At 37.7% G+C, this 26,119-nt stretch carries 19 protein-coding genes; 8 read left to right on the top strand and 11 right to left on the bottom strand.

The window, feature by feature from the left end:
- Positions 1-141 precede the first annotated feature (141 nt).
- Positions 142-1,794 carry a glutathione ABC transporter substrate-binding protein gene (locus AAIB49_RS16110; RefSeq protein ID WP_343458614.1) on the bottom strand — a complete coding sequence of 551 codons (1,653 nt, stop codon included), beginning with the start codon at positions 1,792-1,794 and terminating at the stop codon, positions 142-144.
- A 213-nt stretch (positions 1,795-2,007) separates the two neighbouring features.
- Here AAIB49_RS16110 and AAIB49_RS16105 point away from each other — a divergent pair, with 213 nt between their 5' ends.
- From AAIB49_RS16105 to AAIB49_RS16080, 6 genes are all read left to right on the top strand, one after another.
- Positions 2,008-2,904 carry an ABC transporter permease gene (locus tag AAIB49_RS16105; protein WP_343458613.1) on the top strand — a complete coding sequence of 299 codons (897 nt, stop codon included), beginning with the start codon at positions 2,008-2,010 and terminating at the stop codon, positions 2,902-2,904.
- A gap of 15 nt (positions 2,905-2,919) precedes the next feature.
- Entirely contained in the window at positions 2,920-3,876 is a 957-nt protein-coding gene (locus AAIB49_RS16100) for an ABC transporter permease (protein ID WP_186868233.1), read from the top strand.
- Between the two features lie 34 nt (positions 3,877-3,910).
- Positions 3,911-4,942, top strand: coding sequence for an ABC transporter ATP-binding protein (locus AAIB49_RS16095; RefSeq protein WP_343458612.1), 1,032 nt, complete (start codon positions 3,911-3,913; stop codon positions 4,940-4,942).
- Positions 4,923-5,939, top strand: a complete 1,017-nt coding sequence (locus AAIB49_RS16090) for an ABC transporter ATP-binding protein (protein ID WP_343458611.1) — start codon at positions 4,923-4,925, stop codon at positions 5,937-5,939. Before AAIB49_RS16095 ends, AAIB49_RS16090 begins: the two co-directional genes overlap by 20 nt.
- 132 nt (positions 5,940-6,071) lie before the next feature.
- Entirely contained in the window at positions 6,072-7,424 is a 1,353-nt protein-coding gene (locus tag AAIB49_RS16085) for an MATE family efflux transporter (RefSeq protein WP_343458610.1), read from the top strand.
- A gap of 85 nt (positions 7,425-7,509) precedes the next feature.
- Positions 7,510-7,755, top strand: coding sequence for a YuzB family protein (locus tag AAIB49_RS16080; protein ID WP_186868229.1), 246 nt, complete (start codon positions 7,510-7,512; stop codon positions 7,753-7,755).
- A 67-nt stretch (positions 7,756-7,822) separates the two neighbouring features.
- Here the strand turns inward: AAIB49_RS16080 and AAIB49_RS16075 are convergent, their stop codons facing one another.
- The 7 genes from AAIB49_RS16075 to AAIB49_RS16045 all read right to left on the bottom strand — a co-directional run bounded on the left by AAIB49_RS16075 (position 7,823) and on the right by AAIB49_RS16045 (position 15,285).
- A complete protein-coding gene (locus tag AAIB49_RS16075) occupies positions 7,823-8,995 on the bottom strand; it encodes an iron-containing alcohol dehydrogenase (protein ID WP_343458609.1) in 1,173 nt (390 codons plus the stop codon).
- A gap of 13 nt (positions 8,996-9,008) precedes the next feature.
- Entirely contained in the window at positions 9,009-9,386 is a 378-nt protein-coding gene (locus AAIB49_RS16070) for a RidA family protein (RefSeq protein WP_343458608.1), read from the bottom strand.
- Positions 9,387-9,528: 142 nt separating this feature from the next.
- Complete coding sequence (locus tag AAIB49_RS16065; protein ID WP_343458607.1) at positions 9,529-10,125, bottom strand: lysozyme family protein; 597 nt, start codon at positions 10,123-10,125, stop codon at positions 9,529-9,531.
- Between the two features lie 138 nt (positions 10,126-10,263).
- Positions 10,264-11,613: an MATE family efflux transporter gene (locus AAIB49_RS16060; protein WP_343458606.1), complete on the bottom strand. Its 1,350-nt coding sequence runs from the start codon at positions 11,611-11,613 to the stop codon at positions 10,264-10,266.
- A gap of 97 nt (positions 11,614-11,710) precedes the next feature.
- Entirely contained in the window at positions 11,711-13,726 is a 2,016-nt protein-coding gene (locus AAIB49_RS16055) for a TRAP transporter permease (protein WP_343458605.1), read from the bottom strand.
- Positions 13,719-14,249 (bottom strand): DUF1850 domain-containing protein, encoded by a 531-nt coding sequence (locus AAIB49_RS16050; protein ID WP_343458604.1) that lies wholly within the window; start codon positions 14,247-14,249, stop codon positions 13,719-13,721. The genes AAIB49_RS16055 and AAIB49_RS16050 overlap by 8 nt, the downstream gene beginning before the upstream one ends.
- A gap of 88 nt (positions 14,250-14,337) precedes the next feature.
- The gene (locus tag AAIB49_RS16045) at positions 14,338-15,285 is read right to left on the bottom strand and encodes a TAXI family TRAP transporter solute-binding subunit (protein ID WP_343458603.1); all 948 of its coding nucleotides are present in this window, start codon (positions 15,283-15,285) and stop codon (positions 14,338-14,340) included.
- Between the two features lie 211 nt (positions 15,286-15,496).
- On the opposite strand from AAIB49_RS16045, the gene AAIB49_RS16040 reads away from it, so the two are divergent.
- Positions 15,497-17,116 (top strand): long-chain fatty acid--CoA ligase, encoded by a 1,620-nt coding sequence (locus tag AAIB49_RS16040; RefSeq protein ID WP_339212972.1) that lies wholly within the window; start codon positions 15,497-15,499, stop codon positions 17,114-17,116.
- A 229-nt stretch (positions 17,117-17,345) separates the two neighbouring features.
- Positions 17,346-18,638 carry a hypothetical protein gene (locus AAIB49_RS16035; protein WP_481857875.1) on the top strand — a complete coding sequence of 431 codons (1,293 nt, stop codon included), beginning with the start codon at positions 17,346-17,348 and terminating at the stop codon, positions 18,636-18,638.
- Between the two features lie 249 nt (positions 18,639-18,887).
- Here the strand turns inward: AAIB49_RS16035 and AAIB49_RS16030 are convergent, their stop codons facing one another.
- From AAIB49_RS16030 to AAIB49_RS16020, 3 genes are all read right to left on the bottom strand, one after another.
- The gene (locus AAIB49_RS16030; protein ID WP_343458600.1) at positions 18,888-19,571 is read right to left on the bottom strand and encodes an ABC transporter ATP-binding protein; all 684 of its coding nucleotides are present in this window, start codon (positions 19,569-19,571) and stop codon (positions 18,888-18,890) included.
- Positions 19,561-22,074: an FtsX-like permease family protein gene (locus AAIB49_RS16025; protein WP_343458599.1), complete on the bottom strand. Its 2,514-nt coding sequence runs from the start codon at positions 22,072-22,074 to the stop codon at positions 19,561-19,563. Before AAIB49_RS16025 ends, AAIB49_RS16030 begins: the two co-directional genes overlap by 11 nt.
- 629 nt (positions 22,075-22,703) lie before the next feature.
- Positions 22,704-25,874 (bottom strand): DEAD/DEAH box helicase, encoded by a 3,171-nt coding sequence (locus AAIB49_RS16020; RefSeq protein ID WP_343458598.1) that lies wholly within the window; start codon positions 25,872-25,874, stop codon positions 22,704-22,706.
- Positions 25,875-26,119: the final 245 nt, after the last annotated feature.

The following is a 26,119-nucleotide window of genomic DNA, read 5'->3' as shown; positions in this document are numbered from 1 at the left end:
CACCGCCTCTAAAGCGAGTTAAATTAAAAAAATGACAATAGCCTAATGAAAATGGTTCCAATCATCCAAAAACGATGATCGGAACCATTTTTTTATTATTCTTGGCTAGTTATGTCCCAGCCCCTTTCTTCTATTATATTACTATTCAGTTAATGTAACATTTTGTAAGCGAAGGATACCAGTCGGATCTTGAATTAATCCTTGTACCTTATCGCTAACACCTAATAAGTATTCTTGGTGATGGATATATAGCATTGGTGCGATATCAACAAGCATTTCTTGAATTTGTCTATAAAGCTCTGCTCTTTCTTCCGCATCAGATGTTTGACGCGCCTCATCAAGTAATGCATCTAACTCTGGGTCTTGTGTGAATGTACGGTTACCAGGTTCACCAACATTGTCAGAGTGTAGTAACGCATAGAGTCCGTAGTCTGCATCACCTGTAACGGTCGACCAACCAAGAATGAACATATCATGCTCTCCATTAGCTGTTTGATCCAAGTATGCTCCCCACTCCATAACTTCTATCTCAACCTCAATACCAAATTCTTTTAATTGTGCTTGAACATTGGTAGCCATATCCATACGCTCACGGTTATCATTAGTCCAAAGTGTAGTCGAGAACCCGTCTTCAAAGCCTGCTTCAGCAAGGAGCTCTTTCGCCTTTTCTGGATCATATTCCAAACCAGGTACATTTGGATCATATCCAAATACGTCTGGTGCTAATGGTCCAATGGCAGGAATTCCTACACCATTATAAATACCATCAATGATTTGCGACCTGTCAATCGCCATATTAATTGCTTGGCGGACCCGAGGGTCATTAAATGGTTCTTTTTCCATATTAAATCCAACATAAGATAAACTTACACTTCCTTGTGTATTAACATGTAATCCATCTGTATTTTCAATTTCTGCTACATCTGAAGGACTTAACGGGTCAGAAATATGAGAATCTCCTGTTCTTAGCTCTGCTACTCGTGTCAAATCTTCTGAAACAACTTTAAAGGTAACAGAATCTAATTTTACCGGTTCTCCCCAATAATCATCATTCCGAACTAACTTAATATGCTGACCAGGTACCCATTCTTCAAATTTAAAGAAACCTGTGCCCACTGGGTTTTCATTAATCACACTACCTGGTTCTTCCCCTGCTTCCATGGCAGCATAGTCTTCCTCAATTAATTTAGGGGACACCATTGCTCCACCATTATGTGCTAAGTGGGCTGGAAGTGGAGAGAATGGAAATTCAGTCGTAAATCGAACCGTATAATCATCCACCACTTCAATATCTGTAACCATACTATATAAGAACGAACGTGGCGATGCGACATCTTTATCAAGTACTCTTTCGATATTCATTTTTACTACTTCCGCATTAAAGTCTGATCCATCATGGAACTTAACTCCCTCACGAAGCTTAAACTCCCATACATTATCTTCTACGAGCTCCCAGCTTTCAGCTAGACTTGGCTGCAATTCCATATTTTGATCCTGTTTAACTAAAGATTCATAAATATTTGCAGCAACATTACTAGAAGGTACATCGTTAGATCCAGCAGGGTCTAATGAAACAGCATCAGAAGAGTTAGCAATAACTAGGTCATTACCACCACTTTGACCATCGGTTTCACCACCGTCTGTTGTATCCTCACCGTTGTCAGCTGGTTCCTCTGTGTCACCATCATCTGTTGGTGAACCATTTTCATCTGGTTCGCTTGCACATGCTACAAGTACAAAACTCAGCATTAGCACTGTTGCAAGAAAAACGAGTAATCTTTTTGACAAATTCACTTGTTTATACCCCCATTTCGTTTTAGTAGACACTCATGGAATTATAAAGTGTCTGAATATTACAGATACATATTAATATATATGATAGTAGTACAAATTACAAGACTATTTTTTTAATTATTTATTGTCATAATAGACTATGATGATATAATAGTATAAATCAATGGAATAAACAGATAATTATAGCTTGCTAGAAAGGGTGTAAATTGCATTATGGGACAACCATTACAAAATCAACCTTCTATTTATGACCAACATCGAAATGTGCAAGTTCATCGTATGAAAACCTTCCTAAAGAAATTTAGGAAAAACAAAGCCGCTGTAATAGGAGGAATTCTCCTCTTCTTTTTTATTTTACTTTCCCTTATCGGGCCTTATTTTGTACCTTATCCCGAAGATTCTGGTGATCTTGTAAACAAACTAGCTCCCCCTTCCGCCGACCACTGGTTTGGAACCGATCACCATGGTAGAGATATTTTCAGTCGGATTATCGAAGGAATGTCTATTACATTAAGTGTCGGCTTTTCTTCCGTTATATTAGGAGCGATTATTGGGACCGTAATAGGAATTATATCCGGATATTATGGGGGACGTGTAGATTCAATTATTATGCGGTGTATGGATGTTCTACTAGCATTTCCAGGTATACTGCTAGCTTTAGCAATTGTTAGTGTACTAGGTGGAAGCATACAAAATGTTATTATTGCTATCGCCATATTTTCGATTCCTGTATTTGCAAGAATTGTTAGAGGCTCAACGTTAGCAGTGAGAAAGCTGGAGTATATTGATGCTGTAAAAGCACTTGGAGCAAGTGACTTTCGAATTATTTTTAAACACATCTTACCGAATACCTTATCACCTCTAATTGTTCAAATAACATTAAGTATTGCTACTGCAATCTTAACCGCTACCGGCTTATCGTTCTTAGGACTCGGGGCAAAACCTCCGATCCCAGAATGGGGAGCAATGTTAAGTGATGGACGTAACTATTTGTATAGTGCGCCACATGTCTCTTTCTTTCCGGGAGCCGCTATTGTCATCGTCGTTATAGCCTTTAATATCCTGGGAGATGGGTTAAGAGATGCATTTGATCCAAAATCAAAAAAATAGAGAGGGTGCAGTAGATTGTTCGTATTTATTATTCGACGTGTACTTCAAACAATCCCTGTATTACTAGGTGTAACATTAATCGTATTTAGCCTATTACATCTTGTACCTGGGGACCCGGCACAAATTATGGCGGGTGAAAGTGCACCAAAAGAACAAGTAGAAAATATTCGTGAACGGTTAGGTCTAAACGATCCGTATCATGTACAATATTGGAATTATTTATCGAATCTTCTACAAGGGGATTTAGGAAATTCAATTCGAACTGGTCGAGATGTAACATCTGAAATCAGTGTGCGTATTTTGGTTACAGTAGAACTAGCTTTTTATAGTATTGTACTTAGCATCTTCTTAGGATTGATTGCCGGGATTGTTTCCGCTGTTAAGCAATATTCTATCCGGGATGTTTCCTTAATGATTATTGCTCTATTTGGTCTATCCATGCCAAATTTCTGGCTAGGGTTAATGTTAATACAATGGTTCGCTATTGGTCTGGACTTACCGAGTTGGGTACCATTTTTCGATAACACGGCATGGTTTAAACCATCCGGCTGGGGAAGCTTTGAACAAGTAGTCCTGCCAGTCATTACATTAGGAACCGGTGGAGCAGCCATTATCGCTCGAATGACAAGATCAAGTATGCTAGAAGTTATTGATCAAGATTATATCCGAACTGCACGTGCAAAAGGCGCAAAAGAACGAGTCGTCATTTATCGACATGCACTTAAAAATGCTTTAATCCCTGTCGTTACTGTTGTTGGTCTTCAATTTGGATCCCTATTAGGTGGAACTGTTTTAACAGAGACCGTCTTTGCTATTAATGGAATGGGGAAATTAGTCATTGATTCTATCCAAGCACGGGACTTTCCACTCGTTCAAGGTACCGTATTAGTTGCTGCTTTACTCTTTGTACTAGTAAATCTAATTGTCGATATTACCTATCGTTATCTCAATAAGCGTATTGACTTAAATTAACCATAGTTTTATAGCTTAGAAAGGTGTGACAGGAATGACCGTTCAATCTGTATATGAAAATATATTAGAAATAAACAATCTCCAAACATCCTTTTTCACGGAGGAGGTAGAAGTAAAAGCTGTCGACGGTGTATCGTTTAGCCTACCAAAAGGAAAAACGCTTGGGATTGTTGGAGAGTCCGGATCGGGTAAGAGTATTACATCCCTATCTATTCTTCGTTTAATTGATAGTCCAGGAAAAATAGTCGGCGGTGAAATTATCTTTAAGGGAGAAAACCTATTAGAGAAATCGAATAACGAAATGAGAAAAATCCGCGGTAACGAAATATCGATGATTTTCCAAGAGCCTATGACATCTTTAAATCCAACTTATACTATTGGTCAGCAAATAAGTGAAGCTTATAAAATTCATGAAAAACTAAACAAAGCGGAGGCTCGAAAAAAATCGATTGAAATGCTGAAGCTTGTAGGGATTCCATCTCCAGAAAAGCGAATTAACCAATACCCTCATGAGCTTTCTGGTGGTATGAGGCAGCGTGTTATGATTGCCATTGCGCTCGCTTGCAATCCAGACTTACTTATAGCAGATGAACCTACCACCGCATTAGATGTAACGATACAAGCACAAATACTAGAATTGATAAAGGACTTACAGAAAAGATTAAATATGTCTGTCTTGCTCATCACTCATGATTTAGGCGTAGTAGCCGAAACTTGTGATTATGTAGCAGTCATGTATTGCGGAAAAGTAGTGGAATATGCTGATGTGAAAACATTATTCAAAGAACCGAAGCATCCATACACTGTTGGGCTAATCAACTCATTGCCATCACATGACGAGGATATCGAAGGCGACTTACCCATTATTAAAGGGACTGTCCCTAGCCCAACAGAGCTTCCGCCTGGATGTCGCTTCGCACCGCGCTGTCCGTATGCAACAGAAATGTGCAATAGCTTACCTGAATTAATTGTAGATGAACATAATCACCAAGCACGCTGCTGGATTTACTCAGATGAATGGGAAGGAACTACGGAGGTGAAGAGGCATGCGGAAAGAAATTCTTAAAGTAACCGATTTGAAGCAGCACTTTCCAATCAAGGGTGGCATATTCGGAAGAACTATTAACCATGTTAAAGCTGTCGATGGCGTGTCATTCTCTGTCTATGAGGGAGAGACCGTTAGCATCGTTGGGGAATCTGGATGTGGTAAATCTACTACAGGAAGAGCTATCTTGCGTTTAGACGAACCAACAAGTGGGCATGTTGAATTTGATGGTAAGGACCTATTAGCATTGCGTAAAAGCGAAATGCGTAAAGAAAGAAAAAATATACAAGTTATCTTTCAAGATCCGTATGCATCCCTTAATCCAAGGCAAACGGTAAGAGAGATCTTAAGGGAAGCCATGTCCATTCAACGTACTGTTCCTAAAGAAAAACAAAACAAACGAATACTTGAGTTAATGGAAATCGTCGGACTTGGAAAACATCAAATTGATCGATTCCCACATGAATTCAGCGGTGGGCAACGTCAACGAATTGGCATTGCTCGTGCACTAGCAGTAGAACCACAACTGATTATATGTGATGAGGCAGTCTCCGCTTTAGACGTATCCATTCAAGCTCAAGTTATTAATCTATTAAAAAAGCTGCAACGAGAATTTAACCTTACGTACTTATTTATTTCTCATGATTTAGGGGTTGTAAGACATATATCCGATCGTATTATCGTCATGTATTTAGGCAAAATTGTAGAAATCGCTGATAAAAAGTCGCTGTTCACTAATCCACAGCATCCCTATACAAAATCATTATTATCTGCCATACCAAGTATTGATCCTGATAAAAAGCGGGAGCGAATTATCCTAACTGGTGATGTTCCCTCCCCTATTAATCCACCTACTGGATGCAGATTCCATACGAGATGTCCATTTGCTACAGAAAGATGCGCAAAAGAAATCCCCGAGCTACGCGATACAGGACAAGGTGAGAATGGCCACCAGGCCGCTTGTCATTACTTAGAAGAAATCGGTACAGGGCTCATGCAGCCAACAAATGCGCGTTAATCTAATGATAATCCATTGCTCTCCAGAATACTGGAGGGCAATTTTTTCTTTCTAACAAATAATCAAAAATATCTTCCTATTTGTAAAGATTCATTGTAAACTATTTCTATTGATTAGAAGGAAGGGTACAGCTTGGATAAACAAAACACAAAAAATTTAACGTTATTTGCGATTACTTGGCCAATCTTCATTGAATTACTCCTCCATATGTTAATGGGGAATGCAGATACTTTAATGCTAAGTCAATACTCCGATAATGCGGTAGCTGCTGTTGGGGTTGGAAACCAAATTTTATCAGTTGTGATCGTAATGTTTGGCTTTGTAGCACAAGGGGCAGCAGTTCTAATCGCCCAAAATATAGGAGCAGAAAAGCCTAAAACAGCTGGTCAAATTGCTCTAAATGCCTTAAGTATGAACCTAATATTTTCATTAGTATTAAGTATTGCCTTATTCATATGGGCAGAACCTATATTAGCCTTAATGGACCTACCACATGAACTAATGGATGAAGGCTTAGCCTATATGCAAATTGTCGGTGGATTAATTTTCGTTCAAGCGTTAATTATGACTACCGGAGCTATTTTACGAAGCTATGGCTATACGAAGGATACCATGGTTGTTACCATCATCATGAACATCATTAATGTGATTGGGAACTACTTTGTTATCTTTGGCCCGTTTGGGTTTCCAATACTAGGGGTTGAAGGGGTTGCCTATTCAACAGCAATTAGTCGCTTTATTGGATTTATTGCACTCGTCATCCTCTTAGTTAAACGTACACATGGGGATTTAAACTTTGCCAATTTATTCCGCTACGAAAAAAATCATGTTAAGAGTCTATTGAAAATCGGTGTTCCCTCTGCTGGCGAGCAATTGTCGTATAATGCAAGTCAAATGGTGATCACCTACTTCGTTGCCCAGTTAGGAACCATTGCCATTACAACGAAAGTGTATACACAAAATATCATGATGTTTATCTTTTTATTTTCCGTTGCCATTGGCCAAGGCACCCAAATACTTATTGGTCATATGATTGGAGCAGGGAAAATTGAAGATGCCTATGTTCGGGCCCTAAAGAGCTTAAAAATTTCCATCTTTATTTCACTAGCAACTGCAGGTATTGTATACCTTGTAGCTAAACCATTCTTAGGTATCTTTACCGATAATGGCTCCATCATTGAAGCAGGTGCGGTCTTACTGTTAATGACGGTTGTACTGGAACCTGGTAGAGCATTTAATTTAATCATGATCAGTTCTTTACGTTCAGCAGGTGATGTTAAATTTCCTGTGTATATCGGGATACTTGTAATGTGGGGCATTAGTGTTACCTTTGCATGGTTCTTCGGTATATTCTTAGGTCTTGGACTAATTGGGATTTGGATTGGATTTATTGCTGATGAATGGTTACGTGGAGTCCTAATGCTCCGACGTTGGAAACAAAGAAACTGGGTTAGAATGAGCTTCGTTGACAAGGCAAATTCCTAAAGATGAGCACGAATATTGAAATGATGAATTGGCAATGCTATCATTCAATCATTCCTTTTAATCTCTTGAAAGAAAGTGATATGTAATGGGTATAGTTGTTGTCGAAATCTGTGATGGTAATGCTATTACCACACTAAATTTAGAAGAAATATTAGAAAAAGAGTTCCCTGAGGTTGCTGTTCTAACCTCTGACTGTCTATCTTTTTGCGGTTTATGCCGAGTAAAACCGTACGCATTAGTTAACAACAGACGCATCTTCGGAAAAACACCAGAAGAATGCTTAGATAAAATTCGTGCAGCTATTAAAGAAGAACTAGCCATCTATCAATAGGCTAGTTCTTCTTTTTAAATTCGACATTATTTATTACCTGGGAAATAATATGTCACTTTTTTGTACTTTATAAGCTTGCTTTGAAAATTTCTATCGAATCTTGTTTCGTTAACTTTTTAAAATTCCCGTACTCTGTATTTGCTACAACTGTCTTTTCAGCCATCAATTCAACAGTGCTTTCATCAATATCATAATCCGTAAGTTTGGATGGGGCACCGATGCTATTCCAGAATTCACGAAGTTTATTAATACCTTCTATTGCTACTTCACGATCTGTTTTTCCTTCTGCATCAACTTGGAATACTCTTTCAGCAAGTTGTTTAAAGCGTAATACATTACTATCATCTAATACATGCTTCATCCAGTTCGGGAATAGGATGGCTAATCCTCCACCGTGTGGGATATCATGTACTGCACTTACTGCATGCTCTAGATTATGGGTTGCCCAATCTCCGCGAAATCCCATGTTTAACATATTATTAAGAGCTAGAGTACCTGCTAGCATAATGGTTTCTCTATACTCATAGTTTTCAAGGTCTTCTAATAGCTTCGGTGCAGTTTCCATCACTGTGATGAGAATAGACTCACAGAAACGGTCCTGTATGAGAGTATTCGTTTCCTGATGGAAATAATGCTCCAATACATGGGACATCATATCAACAATACCATAAATAGTCTGATCCTTTGGTACAGAGAAAGTATGTACTGGATCTAGAATAGAGAATTTAGGATAGGTGTATGGTGCTGCTCCCCAACCATGCTTTTCATTCGTTTCCCAATTCGTAATAACCGAGCCACTATTCATTTCTGAGCCTGTTGCAGAAAGCGTTAATACCGTTCCAAATGGCAGTGCATCTGTCGCTGAAGCTTTCTTCGTAACAATATCCCACATATCAATATCTGTTTTCGCACCAACGGCTATCGCTTTCGTACAATCAATCGTACTTCCGCCACCAACAGCAAGTAAGAAATCTATCCCCTCTTGCTTACAAATTTCTACTCCTTTACGAACTGTTGATATTCTAGGATTCGGTTCTACTCCTGACAGTTCAAATACTTCTGCGTTTATTTCAGCTAATTTTGCTAACACATTATCGTATATACCATTACGTTTAATGCTTCCTCCACCATATACGATTAACACTTTAGTACCATATTGCTTTACTTGCTCTGGAAGTGCATTTAACTGCCCTTTTCCAAAGATTAATTTAGTTGGGTTATAATATAAAAAATTATCCATTAACATGTCCTCCTTATGATTTCACTACAATAGCATCTATTTCAACTAGCACATCCTTTGGTAGGCGGCTTACTTCAATTGTGGCACGTGCTGGATAAGGCTTTTGTAGGTAACTACCATAAATTTCATTGACGGTAGCAAAGTCATCCATCGAAGCTAAATAAATAGTAAACTTGGCAACCTGTGAAAAATCAGCCTCAGCTTCAGCAAGTATATGCTTTAAATTTTCCATAACTTGCTTGGTTTGTGCTTCTATGCCAGATACAACCTCACCAGTTGCTGGATTTATTCCAATTTGGCCAGATACAAATAGTAGATTTCCAGCATCAATAGCTTGAGAATAAGGTCCAATCGCTGCTGGTGCTTTTTCTGTAAATATTTCCTTAACCATTAGCACTCCTCCTTCTTTTTCATTACTAATTGCCCCACTACTAGAGTCGACATATACTAGGGGCAACTCGTATCTAGACTTACTAATCCAATTTTATAAGGTCGCATCCTTTAAAACAACTATTTGGTTTATTCCTAATTCGTCACGAGGAAACAGTTAGTCCCTCTAAATAGCCCATAACAGATCTTACATAATAAATATCTCCATAGCATGCATTATATTGTTTTGCTTCTTCCCTTAAACATGTATAGATTGACTTATCTGGGGCGTTTTCATACATTTCTTGCGAGAATGCAATAGCCGCCTCCAATGAATATGATCCGGTGGTGTTGTGGACATACTGAATAAAGCCTTTACCAAAATTGTAGGACTGAACCGCAAGTTCAACATCAAAATCTGCTGCTTTCAATGTTTCCGAGAAATAATAGACCCCTTGCTTAATGGAAAGCTCCGGATCATCAATACAACCTCTGTGACCACAGTAGCTCTCCGAAGATTGCATTGGGTCTGTGCCCCTACCTCCGGATTCCTGCATCATCATGGCTAACATAACATTCACATAAGAGGCGACTTGATATTCTTCCGCATACTTCTCAACTAATGGCTTGTATTGCAGTACATCGTTACTCACTCTCGGCTCTGGTTTCGCTGTGAATACCGAAAGTAGTATAAATATCGTAACTAGTATAGCAACAACATATATTGTCTGTTTGATTGCCTTTTTTGTTTGCTTTCTCATTCTTCTCCATCAACCCATATAAAGTAATATAGTTATCCACAACTACATTGACCTCCTCTGTCAATATATCGTGTTTTTTGTCTATTATCGATACAAAATATTGCGTTTATCCATAGGCTATCCACATTTTGTGCATAACTAGCCTCGTTTTCTCTGTTTAAACAACACCTTTTCTCGCCACTTCCCGAATCTAAAGTAAAGGTAAGCAAACACACTACTGATTATAAAGCTAACTCCCATACCAACCGCTATACCGGTATCTCCAAGAAGCTTGGAGAACAAGAATGTTAGTGGATATCTAAGTACCCAGAATGAAAGCACATTAAGTACTAATACGGGATACATGGCACCCGCTGCTCGCACTACACCATTTAGAATAAAGTTTATCCCCAAGAACGGATAGCATAATGCAATGATTTGTAAGTATTGCGTAGCGAATTGAACCGCTTCTTCCTCTTGAATAAATAATCGCACCGCATATTCCGCAAACAGGACAACAAGTAACCCAACAGCAACCATAATGGCGAAGTTATACACTACACCATATCTAGCAATTTTATTTACTCGCTCCCAATTCTTCACTCCAATATTCTGTCCCGCCATACTACCTACAGCAGTCCCTAAAGCATGTGCTGGAAGCATAATAATGCTATCTAAACGCTGGGCTGCTCCAAATCCACCAACAACAGAGGAGCCAAATGTCGTGACAACGCTCATAATGGCCGCTGAACCAGCTGAGATGACAGACATTTGCAATCCGGACGGAATACCGAGATGTAAGATGAGTTTAATTTCCCCCCAATGCGGAATTGTGGGTAATGTAAATGGTGCTAACTTTTTCCGTAACACATGGATAACTCCATAAAGGAAAGCAAAGCCTTGAGAGACAATGGTTGCAATAGCAGCACCTTTTACCCCCAGATCGAATACTGCGATGAATAGTGGGTCCATGAATAAATTTAATAGAACGGCCATCATTACAAATCGAAGTGGTGTTTTACTATCTCCCAATGCTCGTAATACTGTACTAATAAAATTATAACCAAACAGGAATAGCATCCCTAGAAAATTAATCTGTAAATAAGTGGTTGCAAGATTTAATATCTCGCTTGGCGTACCTAATAAGGTTAATAACCCTTCTGCAAAAATAAATCCGATTAATCCCAACGAAATAGACATAATGGAAAGTAAAACAACGAATGCATTTAAGTATCGTTTTAAACCGTCTGTATTTTTCTTTCCTTTTTGTTGGGAGAGAATCGTAAGAGCAGCATTATTGAGTCCAATAATAAAAGCTAAAACAGTAAATATAATCGTACCAGAAACCGCTATAGCTCCTAGCGCATCCGCACCTAGTAAATTACCAACCCACAGACTATCGACTAATTGATAAGATGTTTGAAGCAAGTTGGCAAGCATAATCGGTCCAGAAAAAACCATCAATTGCCGCCATATATTGCCTTCCGTAAAATCATGTTGTGTTTTCACTTGAAAACAACCTTTCATATTCTAATTACTCATTTATTGTACCATTTGAATAGCAAAAGGGAAGATTTCTCGCTTCGAGAAACCTCCCCTTCCTATATTACTTGCTTTCTACCTGTACTTGTTCTTGTTCACCTGAACCTCGGTTACCTCTAAAGATAAACTGATATGCAAGTAAGGCTACAAATATGACTAACCCAATAATATCAGTATGACCTTCTGGGTACATAAGCATTAGACCTGTTAATACAGATATAATTCTTTCCACTTTATTTAAACGTTTATACCAGTAGCCGATTAGACCAGCACCTATCGCAATCATTCCCGTTAATGCTGTAATTAGAATCCAAATAACACCACCAATAGTAGTGTCTATCATGAGCATCTCTGGATTTAATACGAACATATACGGAATGATAAAGGCTGCAATTGCCAGCTTCGAAGCATTAAAACCAGTTCTAATCGGTTCCCCACCCGATATTCCGGATGCTGCAAAAGCAGCCAATGCCACAGGCGGAGTAATATCTGCCACAATACCGAAGTAAAATACAAACATATGAGCAGCTAATACTGGTATCGCAAACTCAAGTTGATTACTAACTGCTAAAATAGCTGGTAAAGCTATTGTTGAGGTAATAATATAGTTCGCCGTAGTAGGTGAACCCATACCTAAGATAATGGAAGCGATCATAGTAAAGAATAGGGTTAATAATAATTGAACATTGATATTGGACGTTAGTGCACCTGCAATATCAACAATTCCATTACCAAGCTTTAAACCTAAGCCTGTCTTCGTCACAACCCCAACAATAATACCTGCACTTGCAGTAGCAGCAGCAACACCTAACGCTGTACGAGCACCGGATGTTAAAGCATCCACAAACTTCCTAGGTGTCATTCGTGTCTCTTTTAAGAACATGCTTACGATAATCGCAGCTAGAATTCCTAATAATGCTGTTCTATTAATTGAATATCCCATAAATAAGAATACAATGATTATTATAATAGGAAGCAACAAGTGAATTTTCTTCAGAACTTCTAATTTATTTGGAATTTCACTTTCAGGTAGTCCGGTTAACCCGATTTTCTTTGCCTCTAAGTGAGTCATAATCCAAATTCCAGCAAAATAAAGAATCGCAGGAATTAAAGCCGCCTTGGCAATATCCCAATAAGGAACACCCGCAAATTCAATCATTAAGAAAGCGGCAGCCCCCATAATCGGTGGCATAATTTGTCCACCGGTTGAAGAAGCAGCTTCTACCGCTCCGGCAAATTCTTTACGGTAGCCGAGGCGTTTCATTAATGGAATCGTATACGCACCTGTTGTCACGGTGTTGGCTACAGAACTACCAGAGATCGTACCATTAAGGGCACTAGAGAAAATCGCTACTTTAGCTGGTCCTCCAGTTCTTCTACCAGCTAGGGAGATCGCTAAATCATTAAAGTATGTTCCAACTCCCGTCTTCACAAGAAATGCACCGAATAATAGGAATAGGAAAATATACGTAGATGAAACTTTCAACGGTGTACCAAGGATACCCTCTGTTGTAAAGAACATCGTATTAATTAATTGGTTTAAGCTAAGTCCTCTATGCGCTAACATTCCTGGCATGTATGGACCTAATAATGCATATAATAAAGCTGCACCAGCAATAATGGTTATTGGAAGTCCAACTGCACGTCTAGTTGCTTCCAATGTAAGTAGGATCGCAATCCCACCAACTATCATTTGAGCAGTAGATATGGACCCAATACTCTGAACGATTTCATCATAGAATAATGGCCAATACAAACATACAATTAACGATAATAAAGCTAATATATAATCATACCAAGCTATCTTTCTCTTATTCCCGCTTTTCTTAGACGGAAACAATAGAAAAATAAGGACTAGTGCAAAACCTAAGTGGATAGTTCGTTGAATATAAGCTGTGTATGCACCAAAGTATCCTGTATATAGCTGGAATAATGAAAATGATAACAATAGAACAAATACAATAATAGCGGCAATGCCTGTTAATCGACGTGTATTTGATTCTTGATCATATTTCTGTAATAGGGCTTCTTGCTCTTCTGGTGTTAATTCATCTTTAGTGTGTACATTTTTTTCACTCATGAATTTTCACTCCTTTCAATAGTTGCCATAATGAAAGCTTATCGACTTTCAAGGTAAACCTCGCACCTGGTTCGAAGTAGTCTTTTAACCAAACCATATGCTCGGCTTCCTCCCCCCATACTAATCGATGTCTTGGTACTACTTTACCATTTCGCATTTGGATAGACGGAAACACACGATTCATATCTTTTATATGTATTTTTCCATCCTCATATACGAAAGTTCCACCATCACTAGCATTCGCAGGCATGCCAATCCCATAATGCTCATAAATGATTTCATTTTGCCTAATCGAATCATCTGGTAAAACCTCATAAAGTTCGACTACATCTGTTAAGTGAATGGAATGTGTAAAAATAATTTGAAATGAGTCCCCTTCTTCAATAGGAAGGTATGCCTCAACTTGGCTTGTATTCTGTTTATAGAATACTAAGGCAGTTCGGAAAGGAACAAAAAGTATCAATGATAGGACTAACAGTAGGAGATAACCAATAATGTATTGCTTCTTAAAATACTTTGCCAATAAATCACAACCTAAAAATGGACAGCCGGCTATAAAGCCCTATTCAGGCAAAAAGCCAGCTATTCCATCTTACTATATTTTTATCTAATTAGTCTAGTAATCCTTCTTCTTTGAAGTATTTTTCTGCTCCTGGATGGAAGTCAACTCCAATTCCATCTAGTGCAGTATCTTTCGTTACTAACTTTCCTTTATCATGTGTGATATCGCCTGCATTATCGTAGATAGCTTTCGTAATTTCGTAAACTTCATCATCTGATAATGTGTCTGCAACTGCAAGCATTGCAAGAACCGCAACAGTAGTTATTTCATCAGATACACCAGTATACGTATTGGCAGGAATTGTATCCACCGCATAATATGGGTGATCAGCAATTAAAGCATCGATTTTGTCTTGGGCGATTGGAACAATCGAAATATCAGTTGTTGCTGCTAACCCTTCTACACTACCAGTAGGAGTACCAGCCGTAATAAATGCTGCATCAATATTTCCATCTTGAATTCCATCAGTAGATTCATCAAAACTTAAGTTTTGTGGTTGAATATCTGTTTCGATATCTAATCCGTGAATTTCTAGAATTTGTTGTGCATTAACATACGTACCAGATCCTGGTGCACCAACAGATACTCGCTTACCTGCTAAATCTTCTACAGATGTAATACCAGAGTTAGCTGTTGTTATGATTTGAATTGTTTCTGGATATAAAGAACCAATTGCTAATACGTTATCAACTGCACTTCCTTCGAATAAGTTAACGCCTTCTACCGCATTTGCCATGACGTCTGTTTGTGTAAATGCAAGGTCTGCGTCACCAGAAGCAAGGTCAGAAATATTATCCGCCGATGCGTTTGAAGCTGATGCCGTTACTTCTAAATCCGTATTTTCTGAAATAATACTAGCAAGTTGTCCTCCTAGTGGGTAGTATGTACCACCAGTACCACCAGTTAACATAGTTAACTGTTTACTTCCACCACATGCAGCTAATGCTAATGATAGAACTAGTAATACAGCTAACGATAGAATATACTTCTTTTTCATGTAAATCTCCCCCTTAATAAATTCCTAAATCATATTTTACTTAATAATACCTATTATTGTCAAACTATTGGTAAAAGTGAAAGCCGTTTCAATAAGGGCGAACTGAAGTACGACAAAGATTACAGTCAAATATTAATTTTATTACAAATTATCAAAATAATATGATATTATATAGACATATCCCTATATTATATTAAAGGAGATGATACGTATGATGCAAGTTTCATTATCGGTAGGCTCATTATTAGAGCATGCTGAGACATTTTTTCCAAAGAAACAAGTAATCTCTCAGACCCACGACAAGCTACATCGACTAAACTATAGTGAGATTGGTCAGCGTACTAGAAGGTTAATGAGCGCACTTCATGAGATAGGTATTCAAGAAGGAGATCGTGTTGGGACACTGGCATGGAATCACCACCGACATTTAGAAATTTACTTCGCTGCACCAGGAATGGGGGCTGTCTTACATACGATTAATATTCGGTTATCCCCGGAAGATATCATTTATATTATTAATCATGCAGAGGATAAAATATTATTTGTTGATGAAGATATACTACCTCTTATTGAACATATTCACACACATTTGACTACTGTAGAAGCTTTTGTTGTCATGACCGATAAAGCCGAGCTCCCTGATTCTACTATTCAACCACTCTACTCCTACGAAGAACTTCTATCAACTGGTGATCCAGCCTATGAATTCACAAAAAATATTGATGAAAATCAACCCGCAGGAATGTGCTATACATCCGCAACTACCGGAAAGCCAAAGGGAGTTGTGTATTCTCATCGTGCTATAGTTTTGCATAGCTTTGCACTAGGACTTGCTGATACTGCAGCAATCTCGGAATCCGATGTTGCGATGCCTGTTGTACCACAGTTTCACGTCAATGCATGGGGACTCCCATTTGCTAGTACATGGTTTGGCACCACACAAGTAATGCCAGGACCTCGCTTCACTCCAAAACGATTAGCAGAATTTATTGAACGGTTTCATGTTACGATTACAGCGGGTGTACCAACCATTTGGCTCGGATTACTCAAGGAGCTAGAACAAGGAAGCTATGAAACATCAAGCCTACGAGCAGTATTATGCGGAGGATCTGCAGCACCGCTAGGCTTAATAAAAGCATTTGAAGAAAAATATCAAATTCCCTTTTACCATGCCTATGGAGCAACAGAGACTACTCCACTAGCTACCGTTTCACGTCTTAAAAGCTATCAACAAAATCTCTCACCAGAAGATAAATTTATAGAGCGTGCCAGACAAGGAATTCTTGTTCCTGGACTTCAAATGAAGGTAATAGGTGGAGATGGCGAGATTGAATGGAACGGCAAAGAAATGGGCGAACTACTTTTACGAGGACCATGGATTGCAGACGAATATTATAAAGACACTAGAAGTGACGAAGCTTTTAAGGATGGTTGGTTCCATACGGGGGATGTTGTAACGGTCGATGAAGAAGGCACTATCAAAGTCGTAGACCGTACGAAGGATTTAATCAAAAGTGGTGGAGAATGGATTTCTTCAGTCGAAATTGAAAACGCTATCATGGCGCATGATGCCGTATTCGAAGCTAGTGTTGTAGCGATGCCTGATGAAAAATGGCAAGAAAGACCGGTTGCATGTGTTGTCCTCCATGAGGGATATGAGAATAAGATAAAGAAAGAGGATATTATCGAATTTATAACACCACAGTTTCCAAAATGGTGGTTACCAGACGATGTTCTATTCTTTGAGGAAATACCTAAATCATCTGTTGGGAAATTCCTTAAACGAGAACTCCGTGAACAAGTGAAAGCAAGGTATAGTCCTCAAGGGTAATAGCGTTCAATTCATAGGAGTCTATTCGTTCTGACTCCTATGAATTTTCCTGCAAACTTTCACCATTTATTAACTTGACAATATTATGAAAATTCCTTAGAATAAGATAAATTAACGAAACCGTCGTTAATTATTTCGCTAATTTTTTATGGGGTAAAATGACAGAATTTTCTTTAACTTATATGGATCCTGGATATTACACCCTAATACGAATTTGGGAGGGATAATGGTGAAGATAAAGGTTGCTGTATTTGGAAGAGATGATTTAATAAATCGATTTCAGAGTTACCTTGCCAATCGCGAGGAAATAGAAGCAATTCCCTTTGTTTATCAAAACGCTAGTGAGACTACTGTACTTGTTGAAAAAGCATTTATGTGTGATGTTTATTTATTCTTAGAAAACCTTCCATTTTTATATGCTGCAAGCAAAATTAAAAAGAAGCGATTACCTTCTGTTCAAGTGAACTTAGATGCGTATATGATATTGACATCGTTCTATCATTTAAAAAATAAGTATCATCAGCAGCTCCACCGATTATCCATCGATGTGCTTGATGAAGCTTCTGTGACGGAGGTTTTATCTGAATTAAACATTTCAGGAACGAGCATTTATACATATAGCTATCAGCACAACGAGGAAGTCAATGTGGAGCAGATTACACGCTACCATAAACAGCTTTTTGAAGAAGGAAAAATTGACTATGTACTTACTTCCTTATACGAAGTAGAGCAAAGCTTACAGGAACAAGGAGTGCCATGCTATTCGATGGTAACCCCAAAACGAAATATAGACAATGCTATCGAGGAATGTAAGAATATCACTATTTTAAACATGAGGAAAAGTGCGCAAATTGTTGCTGGTTATATTCGCATTAAGAATATGGATAAATTAAAAGCGGAAAAGGGAGAATTACATCTTAAAGAACTACAACTACAGCTATACCAAATCTTACTTAAATTCGGACATAAAACGTATGCATCAGTTCTAACCAATAATGAAAATCACTATGTTGTTTTTGGAACTAGAGGTGTGCTCGATCATATTACGAATCATTATCGAGATTTTCCACTTATAAAAGAAGTAGAAAATGCTTTAAATACACCAATTGAAATCGGATTCGGACTAGGGTTAACTGCCAAGCAAGCTGAGGATCACGCGAAGCTTGCACTAGATGCTTGTACACATAATACTAATAGTAGCTGTTATATTGTGAATGATAGACAAGAAACCATTGGTCCGCTTGGAGTGAAGAAGCATTTTGATACTTCTAGGCTGTATCAGGCATTAATTCATAAGGCTAAGTTGAATAATGAGCTTTCGTATAATTTTATCGATTTTGTACAGCTTCGTAACAATGAGCCATTTTCTTCGAATGATATCGCGAATTATTATCGTGTTACGAAGAGAAGTGCAGAACGTACCGTGAATAAATTGTTGAATGGTAATGTTATTAAGATTGTCGGCGAGGAAAAGCCTTATGTTAAAGGGCGCCCTAGAAAGTTATTTCAAATAAATATATAGAAATTGATAAGGCTGGGACAAAACTATTTCTAACATAGGATAAACGGAACATTAAAGTTAGCACATAAAAAACCCGCCCCGGAAATATACTAGGCTTTTTCCGTGGGCGGCTTGTGAGCCTCAGAGCTAAAGGCATTCGGAGTCTCATCTAGCCCCTTCTGCCCAAAGGAGTCTCTGAATATTTCCTGTGCCAAGATCGTATATTGATTGCTTTTTTAGTTTAATGTATTTGTTCCAGCCTCATTCACATTATCGTACTATGCTGATTGTTTTATCAATTAATTGACCATTCCTTATTTCAAAATGCGCATCACCATATTTGGTAAGCTCCAAATCATGGGTTACGAGTATAATGGTAACGACATTTTGATGAATTTCTTGTAGGATTTCTATAATTTGATCACGTTTTTCTATATCAAGGTTCCCCGTAGGCTCGTCACATAGAATCAACTGAGGATTATTAATAAGCGCTCTAGCGATAGCTGTTCGTTGCTGTTCCCCACCAGATAATTGTGAAGGCATATGATTTTTCCTATGAAGCATTCCTACCATGTCTAACAGTTTTTCAGCTTTTTCTTCCGCGACTTTTCTAGGCTCGTAAGGCAAAAGTGGAATCATTACATTCGTTTGGACATCAAATTGCTCAAACAATTGAAAGTCCTGAAAGATATATCCAACAGAATTTCTACGAAAACTTCTTCGTTCCTCTTCATTTGCCTTTGTTGCATCCAGATGTCCAAGTACAACTTGTCCATTATCAGCTTGCTCGATTGCTGATAATAGACGTAATAGGGTAGTTTTACCAGAACCAGAAGGGCCAGTTACATTTAACCATGTACCTGAATCAATGGAAAAATCAATGTTACTCAATACTTGAATTAATTCTGTACCTTTTTGATAGGACTTACTTACATTTTGAAGTTTAATTTGCAATCTTTTCTCCTCCTTCGATTACTTGGTGTAACGAATACATTGAACAACCTAGCGCCACAGCAAAGATAAGAAGGAATCCCGCTATTCCTAGTAAAACCGTATTAAATGATATATCCGTCATAGACCATGTGATGAATAGACTGACTACCCAACCGAATGCGGTAGTTAAGCCTGCCCATAAGAAAACTTCTTTCACAAAATAGGTTCTAGTGGCACTTTTTCCCCACCCTAAAAATAAAAACAATTGAATTTCTTTTTTTCTTTTTTTCCACATGCGCCTTAGAGATTGATACACTGTTATTATAGTAATAATATACAGCAGTACAACAATTACAATAAATAAACCTTCAATCTCCCCGTGGATATAGGAACCAAGTCTCGTTTGAGTAGTACTCTCCACATTTTGTATTAAGAAGAACGGAAGGAAACACGTTAAAATCGTTGACAGAAATAATTGTATACAGGAGGCTACTAGGCTATATTGGTAAAAATGTATATTTTGGATTGCTATACTCCTGCCTTGTCTTTTAATCCGTCTTGGTTTCCTCTTAATAGAGTGCTCCGCTATCACAAGCAAAACAACAAAGATACAACTCACGCCAATCGAAAATATAAAAGGCAACCAGTTATCAGCCCTGATGCCAAATAGGCTAAACCCTATTAAGACAATAAAGATAGGTGTACCTAACATCCATATCCATTCTTTATAACGAATTCGACGAATAACTTTTTCAGACCAACCAAGCTTGGCAAGTAATTGTTCATCTTTTTGCCTATCAGAAAGTAGGTTATAGAAAGTAAATCCAACAAAGGTTATGGCAACAATCCCATATAGTACTGTTAATATTATTTGGAGTGTATTCCAGCTAGAAATGACTGTATCTGCTGCCCCAAGTGTTGTAAATGGTTGCACTACCTTGCCAATTCCTTCTACATCTACCGTAATATCTTGTAAAGACGCTCCAGCTACAATGTCAACGGTAAAGCCTTTATTTTCCCACTCATTTGCAACCGCTTTAATAATTGCGGCCGCTGATTTGTCATAACTTTCTATCCCTGCAACCTTTACCCGAATAGCGTCAATTGGTTCATTCCCCTTAATTTTTTCGGCCCAATCGATAGATATTAATCCGTGGGCAGGGGTAGTAATGAAGCTACCAGGAACAGCCGAGGGGTGAAGTTTAATATCCGGATTAGAAACTATATAGGGCATTTCTCGACCGTAAATTCCGAGTGGAGAAGAAGCTAAATTCTCCGTGTTTTCTTGTATCGAAAAAAATCCAACATTATAAAACTCGAATGCTTCATCTCTATTTAACGGTTCTCTAGAAATTTCATCAAGTTCAAAAAACTCAATCTCCTGAATTTCTCGATATGTAGGAACATTATATATATCATCTATACCTATCTGTTTAACTTCAAGGTTCTTTTTATCTATCAATTCATACTGAATCGGTTCCAGTTGATAACCAATATTTTGGCTTAAACTTTGATAAGCTCCCCCTAACATGTTCTCTCCTGTTCCATCATCAGGTGCTAGCTTCATATTTTCATCAACATAAAGTAGGAGGTTCTCAAAGGGTGAAGGACCGTCTTCAGGTTTAAATGTATAGACTACTTCATTGTGAAGTCTTTTTTTACTTATAAATTCATCTACTACTCTATGATAAATATCAGGTTGTTCTATCATTCCTTGAATTGGATTTTCATTTATGAAATGACTGTTCCATTCCGTTATTTCACTTTCTGTTGGTTCTTCTAAGTCATCGATTGTTAATTTAATTGTACTGGGGACTGGAACATCCTTTAAACTCAAAATTGGGATTGCCAAGTCTTGATCATCAACATAATGTCCAAATATATCTTCAACTGGCTTATTCAATAAACCTAAATCATGATGTGTTAATTTCTCTTCTTCTACGGCATCGACGGCTACCACTTGATGATAGGAAGTAGGAAAATAAAAGGTTGCTATTTCTTCTATGAAGAAATTATCACCTACTTCGTATGAGGAAGGGTATTGTACTCTAGGGGAATCAAAGTTACCTTGGAAATCATACATGAATGTATCTTCTTTTGATTTATATGAATTTACCCCATCACTAGTATAATAGTCTACCTCATAATATTGAAGATTTTCTCGTTCTATCATCCACGTACGTTTTCTAGCTGTGAAAAGTCCTATGGAAGCTACAGGGGCGGCAACCTCAACTTGTGGATGGTTTTTAATTTCCTCCCATTCTTCGATTGTGATACCCCCATCACCAACACCAAGATAATTCTCTTCAATAATATTCAATTGCTTTTCAACTTCTGTTTGCTTGCCGCCTGGGCGTATTAGAATATCATAGGATCCTCTTGAAAAATTTGTTATATCCCTTTTTACCTGCTCATCAGCTTCAGAAAGTATAGATAACGTGTAAGAAACAGTGCTTATAATAATTATAAGCACTGTTATGATAATAAAAATGAAACGCTTGTTAATAAGTTTTACTTTTTTCATTTATAAGCTATCCTTGCAGTTCCATAAAACCATGGGCTTGGTCCATAATCAACATTTGAAGCTTGAGCAGAGGTTGTATATACACGAGATACTAACAACATTTTTTTCATTAGAAAAACCTCCTGTTTTTGGAATTATAACTATTCACATTTCGAAGATCTTTGTTGCGTACTCTAATTATACTTTAAGTTTATAGCTATAAAATTCTTAAAGTAATTTAATAAACCATTCCCCACCTTATGGATAATATTATACTTAATAAAACAAAAGTTTTCAATATATTCCCAAATAAATAAATTTTTACTAAAAAACATATACTTATTATAATTATCCTATTAAAAATAATCAAAATAAACGAAAATTTTCCTCAAATAAGCAAATGATTATTGTTAAGTAAATGTTGTTGAACTTTTTTATATTATTTTGTAAAGAGTATTTAGTTAATTTACTAGAATAAACCCTTATTTGTTTACACAACATCGATAAGTAGTTGGGAGAAAAGAGAGGAATATGAAGGCTATCAAATACAGTATGTAAGATTAAAACACGCTGTACAACTAATACATAAAAATATAATGGAATAAATAATCCCCCCTGAAACTAACATTCTTCAGGGGGGGAGGAGGTTGTTATATATTGAGCAACTCTCTTACGTCCTCTTCACTTAGAGACGATAGCATGGTTTCTCCTGGTTGGATGACCTTGTCGATGAGTTCTCGTTTCTTTTGTTGTAGTTCATATATTTTTTCCTCAATGGTACCTTCTGTGATAAGGCGGATTACTTGGACAACATTTTTTTGTCCAAATCGGTGTGCGCGACCTGTTGCTTGGTCCTCCACTGCTGGATTCCACCATAAATCATATAAAATAACCGTGTCTGCTCCAGTAAGGTTTAAGCCCGTTCCACCAGCTTTTAGCGAGATTAGAAATACACTCTTTTCTCCATTATTAAAGCGTTCACTCATCTCTACTCGTTCACTTGATGGAGTTTGACCACTTAAATAGAAATAATCAATACCCGCTTCTGTTAACTTCTCGATAATGATTTCATGCATACTGGTAAACTGGGAGAATATTAGCATGCGTTTACCATTTGCTATCGCATTCCGGACTGTTTCCATTAATAATTCTAGCTTCCCTGACTGACCTTCGTAATTCTCAATAAATAAAGAAGGATGGCAGCAAATTTGTCTTAGTCTAGTTAATCCAGCTAAGATTTTCATTCTATTTTGCTGGAAGCCACTTTGTTGTATGGATTGAACGGTTTCCTGCTGTAGCTGTCTTAAATAGCCAACATACAGCTCTTTTTGTTGAGCCGTAAGCTCCGATACACTAACCGATTCTATCTTATCAGGCAATTCCTTTAGAACATCCTTTTTTAAGCGACGTAAAATAAACGGTTTTGTTATGGTGGCAATTTTATCGTGTGGAAGCTGCTTAAAGGACTTTTGATTTGGCATTAAGCCAGGTAAAACCACTTGGAAAATCGCCCATAGTTCATCAATAGAGTTTTCAATTGGTGTACCACTTAACGCGAATCGCCTGCTTGCATTAATTTCACGAATCGCTTTCGATGTTTTCGTTGCATAGTTTTTAATATATTGTGCCTCATCAAGGATTAACGTTTGAAAGCTTAATTCCCGATATAGCGAAATATCCTGTCTTAATGTGGCATAGGATGTAATCCATACGTCAGCATCTTTATGTTGATTCATTCTTTCATGACGCTCCTGTGGATTACCTGTCATGATCGTAACCTGTAAGGATGGTGCAAATTTTTCAAATTCATTTTTCCAGTTATAGACGACAGATGATGGGACAACAATTAGATGCGGGTGTTCCCCAAGCTCGGATGCTAAAAAGGCAATGCTTTGCAATGTCTTACCTAATCCCATATCATCAGCAAGAATCCCGCCTAAACGGTAATGGCTAAGAGACTTAAACCATTGAAATCCTGTGTTTTGATAAGATCGTAATGATGCATTCAGCTTATCCGGAAGCTCATAGTGCTGCTCCTCCGGTTCCTTTAATTGATGCAATAATTGCCTGAATGCCGGATCATAGCTTTTCTTCGTATCAATTAATTCATCAATTTGTGTTCCCCTATATACAGGCATATGGATTTTCCCGTCCTGTACATCCTGTTTACTTATATCTAAATCACGGAAAAAGTTCTGAATGGAAATAAATTCTTCCCCTTCAAGAGAAAGCATTTCCCCACTTTGCAGACGATAATAACGCTTTTTCTCAATCACAGCGTCTAATATTTTATTAATCTCTTGATCATCTAATCCATCTATGTCAAAACCAATTTCTAACAGATTATTAGACCCTTCCATTTTAACACTCGTTCTCGGAATCGGGTCATTCTCCATAATAAAATTACGGACCTCTGATGTTAAAAATAGCTCAACATACTCATCTAGCACTGGGAGTACTTTGTAGAGAAAATCATATAATTCTTCTTCGTCAGCATCGATAAATAACTCTCTACCATTATAATGAAAGTTCGCATACTCAATTAGCTGCATAATCTGTTTTTCTTTATCTACATCACGGATAATAATAACTTCATGCTCCTCACGTCCACTAAATGGATCAATGACATGTTCTCCGTAATGATATTCCAATCTACCGGTTATCCAGTCATCTTTCGCCTCCAAGTAAAGCTTAGCCCGTAATGGGAGTTGAATAATCTCAGAAGATACCTGTTCTGAAATTTCTACTTCTCCCACCTTCTTTAAGGATGGGAGTACCTCTGACAAGAACGTATCTGCCTGTTTTTTTGAAATCGGTAATTGCTGATCGATTTTTCCAAAGGTACTTACCAGATCAAGAATTGGAATCTGCTCTTTTAAAGGAAAATAAAAAACGCCTTGATAGAATAAAATTTCATAGTTCTTGAAATATATACTATCCTCGACCTCATGCATCGTTAGCAGCAAGTCATTCCGTTCATTTTTATTTAAGGCAAAGTGATATGGTAATTTCCCCTTCTCCATTGAAATATTCGTAAACGATTTATTGGTCCCTTCTACTGTAAAATCACGCTCTACTAACTTCTCTAGTAGCTTTTCCGCTACTAAAGGAGGGATAATAAGGGAGCGTTTATCACTGACATTACCGCGGTAATGGTATACATGATACCCATCATAGATTTTCTCATTTTTTTGGACCGATCCAAGAATCTCCAATATCTCTCTGTCTTCTGGAAGTATATCGTGTTGACTCGGTGAATAAGTAAACATTTTGGTAAAGAAATGCTCATTCCCGTCAAGCACATCACGTATGAATTCCTGAATATCCTTTACTACATAAGCTCGATTCGTTCCCGCTTTTAATTCAATTAATAAATTTTTATCATAGGACCACTTCATTATATACTCAAGATGCAGCGGTGCCCTTTTGGGTAGAATGTCTGTAACTTCCGATGAATCCCCCATATTACTAAGCGCACGAATAAAACGATTGGTCAACTCATAGTCGTAATTCGAAAACGCTTGAGACTCTGGCTCCTCTTTATTGACAATCGCGATTAGGGTGGCAACAATATGTTTACAAGACCCATAGGATGCAAAAGCTGGGCAATCACAATAGGTATCTACAGAACCCTTCTCTAAGTCCTTCATATTGATTTCGACAAAATAGTCTTCCGATCCTTGTACCCTTGCCGTCCACACATTATAATTGATGTCATAGGCTAAATCCGTGACGTATCCACGGTTATAATATTCTAATCCACGCTTATAGATTAAAGATGGGAAAAGCCTTTGGATATTTATATCACTAAGTTTTTTCAAATTCTATTAACCTGCCTTTAATAAAACAATGCTTTACTTATATTGTAAAGGAGATTTGCATAATTTTAAACCTTCTTATTCTATTAAATAGGATAGCGAAAAAACGACTAGATTATACTAATCAAAACCACCAGTGTGAACTGGTGGTTTGCTCTGCGGCTTGAAGCCTCTTTTACCGGCCTTGGCCTTAAAGGCCCACTGAATGGTTTTCCCTTACGCACCACATCCACGCACTGATTCTAAAG

The organism is Ornithinibacillus proteolyticus, from assembly GCF_039581225.1.
GTDB lineage: Bacteria > Bacillota > Bacilli > Bacillales > Amphibacillaceae > Ornithinibacillus > Ornithinibacillus massiliensis.
This window is presented reverse-complemented; position numbering and strand designations above follow the sequence as displayed.

Bases quoted from the DNA above. Each gene is read 5' to 3' on its own strand.
- AAIB49_RS16105 (WP_343458613.1), top strand. From the start codon at position 2,008: ATGGGACAACCATTACAAAATCAACCTTCTATTTATGACCAACATCGA.
- AAIB49_RS16095 (WP_343458612.1), top strand. From the start codon at position 3,911: ATGACCGTTCAATCTGTATATGAAAATATATTAGAAATAAACAATCTC.
- AAIB49_RS16090 (WP_343458611.1), top strand. From the start codon at position 4,923: ATGCGGAAAGAAATTCTTAAAGTAACCGATTTGAAGCAGCACTTTCCA.
- AAIB49_RS16080 (WP_186868229.1), top strand. From the start codon at position 7,510: ATGGGTATAGTTGTTGTCGAAATCTGTGATGGTAATGCTATTACCACA.
- AAIB49_RS16075 (WP_343458609.1), bottom strand. From the start codon at position 8,995: ATGGATAATTTTTTATATTATAACCCAACTAAATTAATCTTTGGAAAA.
- AAIB49_RS16070 (WP_343458608.1), bottom strand. From the start codon at position 9,386: ATGGTTAAGGAAATATTTACAGAAAAAGCACCAGCAGCGATTGGACCT.
- AAIB49_RS16065 (WP_343458607.1), bottom strand. From the start codon at position 10,125: ATGAGAAAGCAAACAAAAAAGGCAATCAAACAGACAATATATGTTGTT.
- AAIB49_RS16055 (WP_343458605.1), bottom strand. From the start codon at position 13,726: ATGAGTGAAAAAAATGTACACACTAAAGATGAATTAACACCAGAAGAG.
- AAIB49_RS16045 (WP_343458603.1), bottom strand. From the start codon at position 15,285: ATGAAAAAGAAGTATATTCTATCGTTAGCTGTATTACTAGTTCTATCA.
- AAIB49_RS16040 (WP_339212972.1), top strand. From the start codon at position 15,497: ATGATGCAAGTTTCATTATCGGTAGGCTCATTATTAGAGCATGCTGAG.
- AAIB49_RS16025 (WP_343458599.1), bottom strand. From the start codon at position 22,074: ATGAAAAAAGTAAAACTTATTAACAAGCGTTTCATTTTTATTATCATA.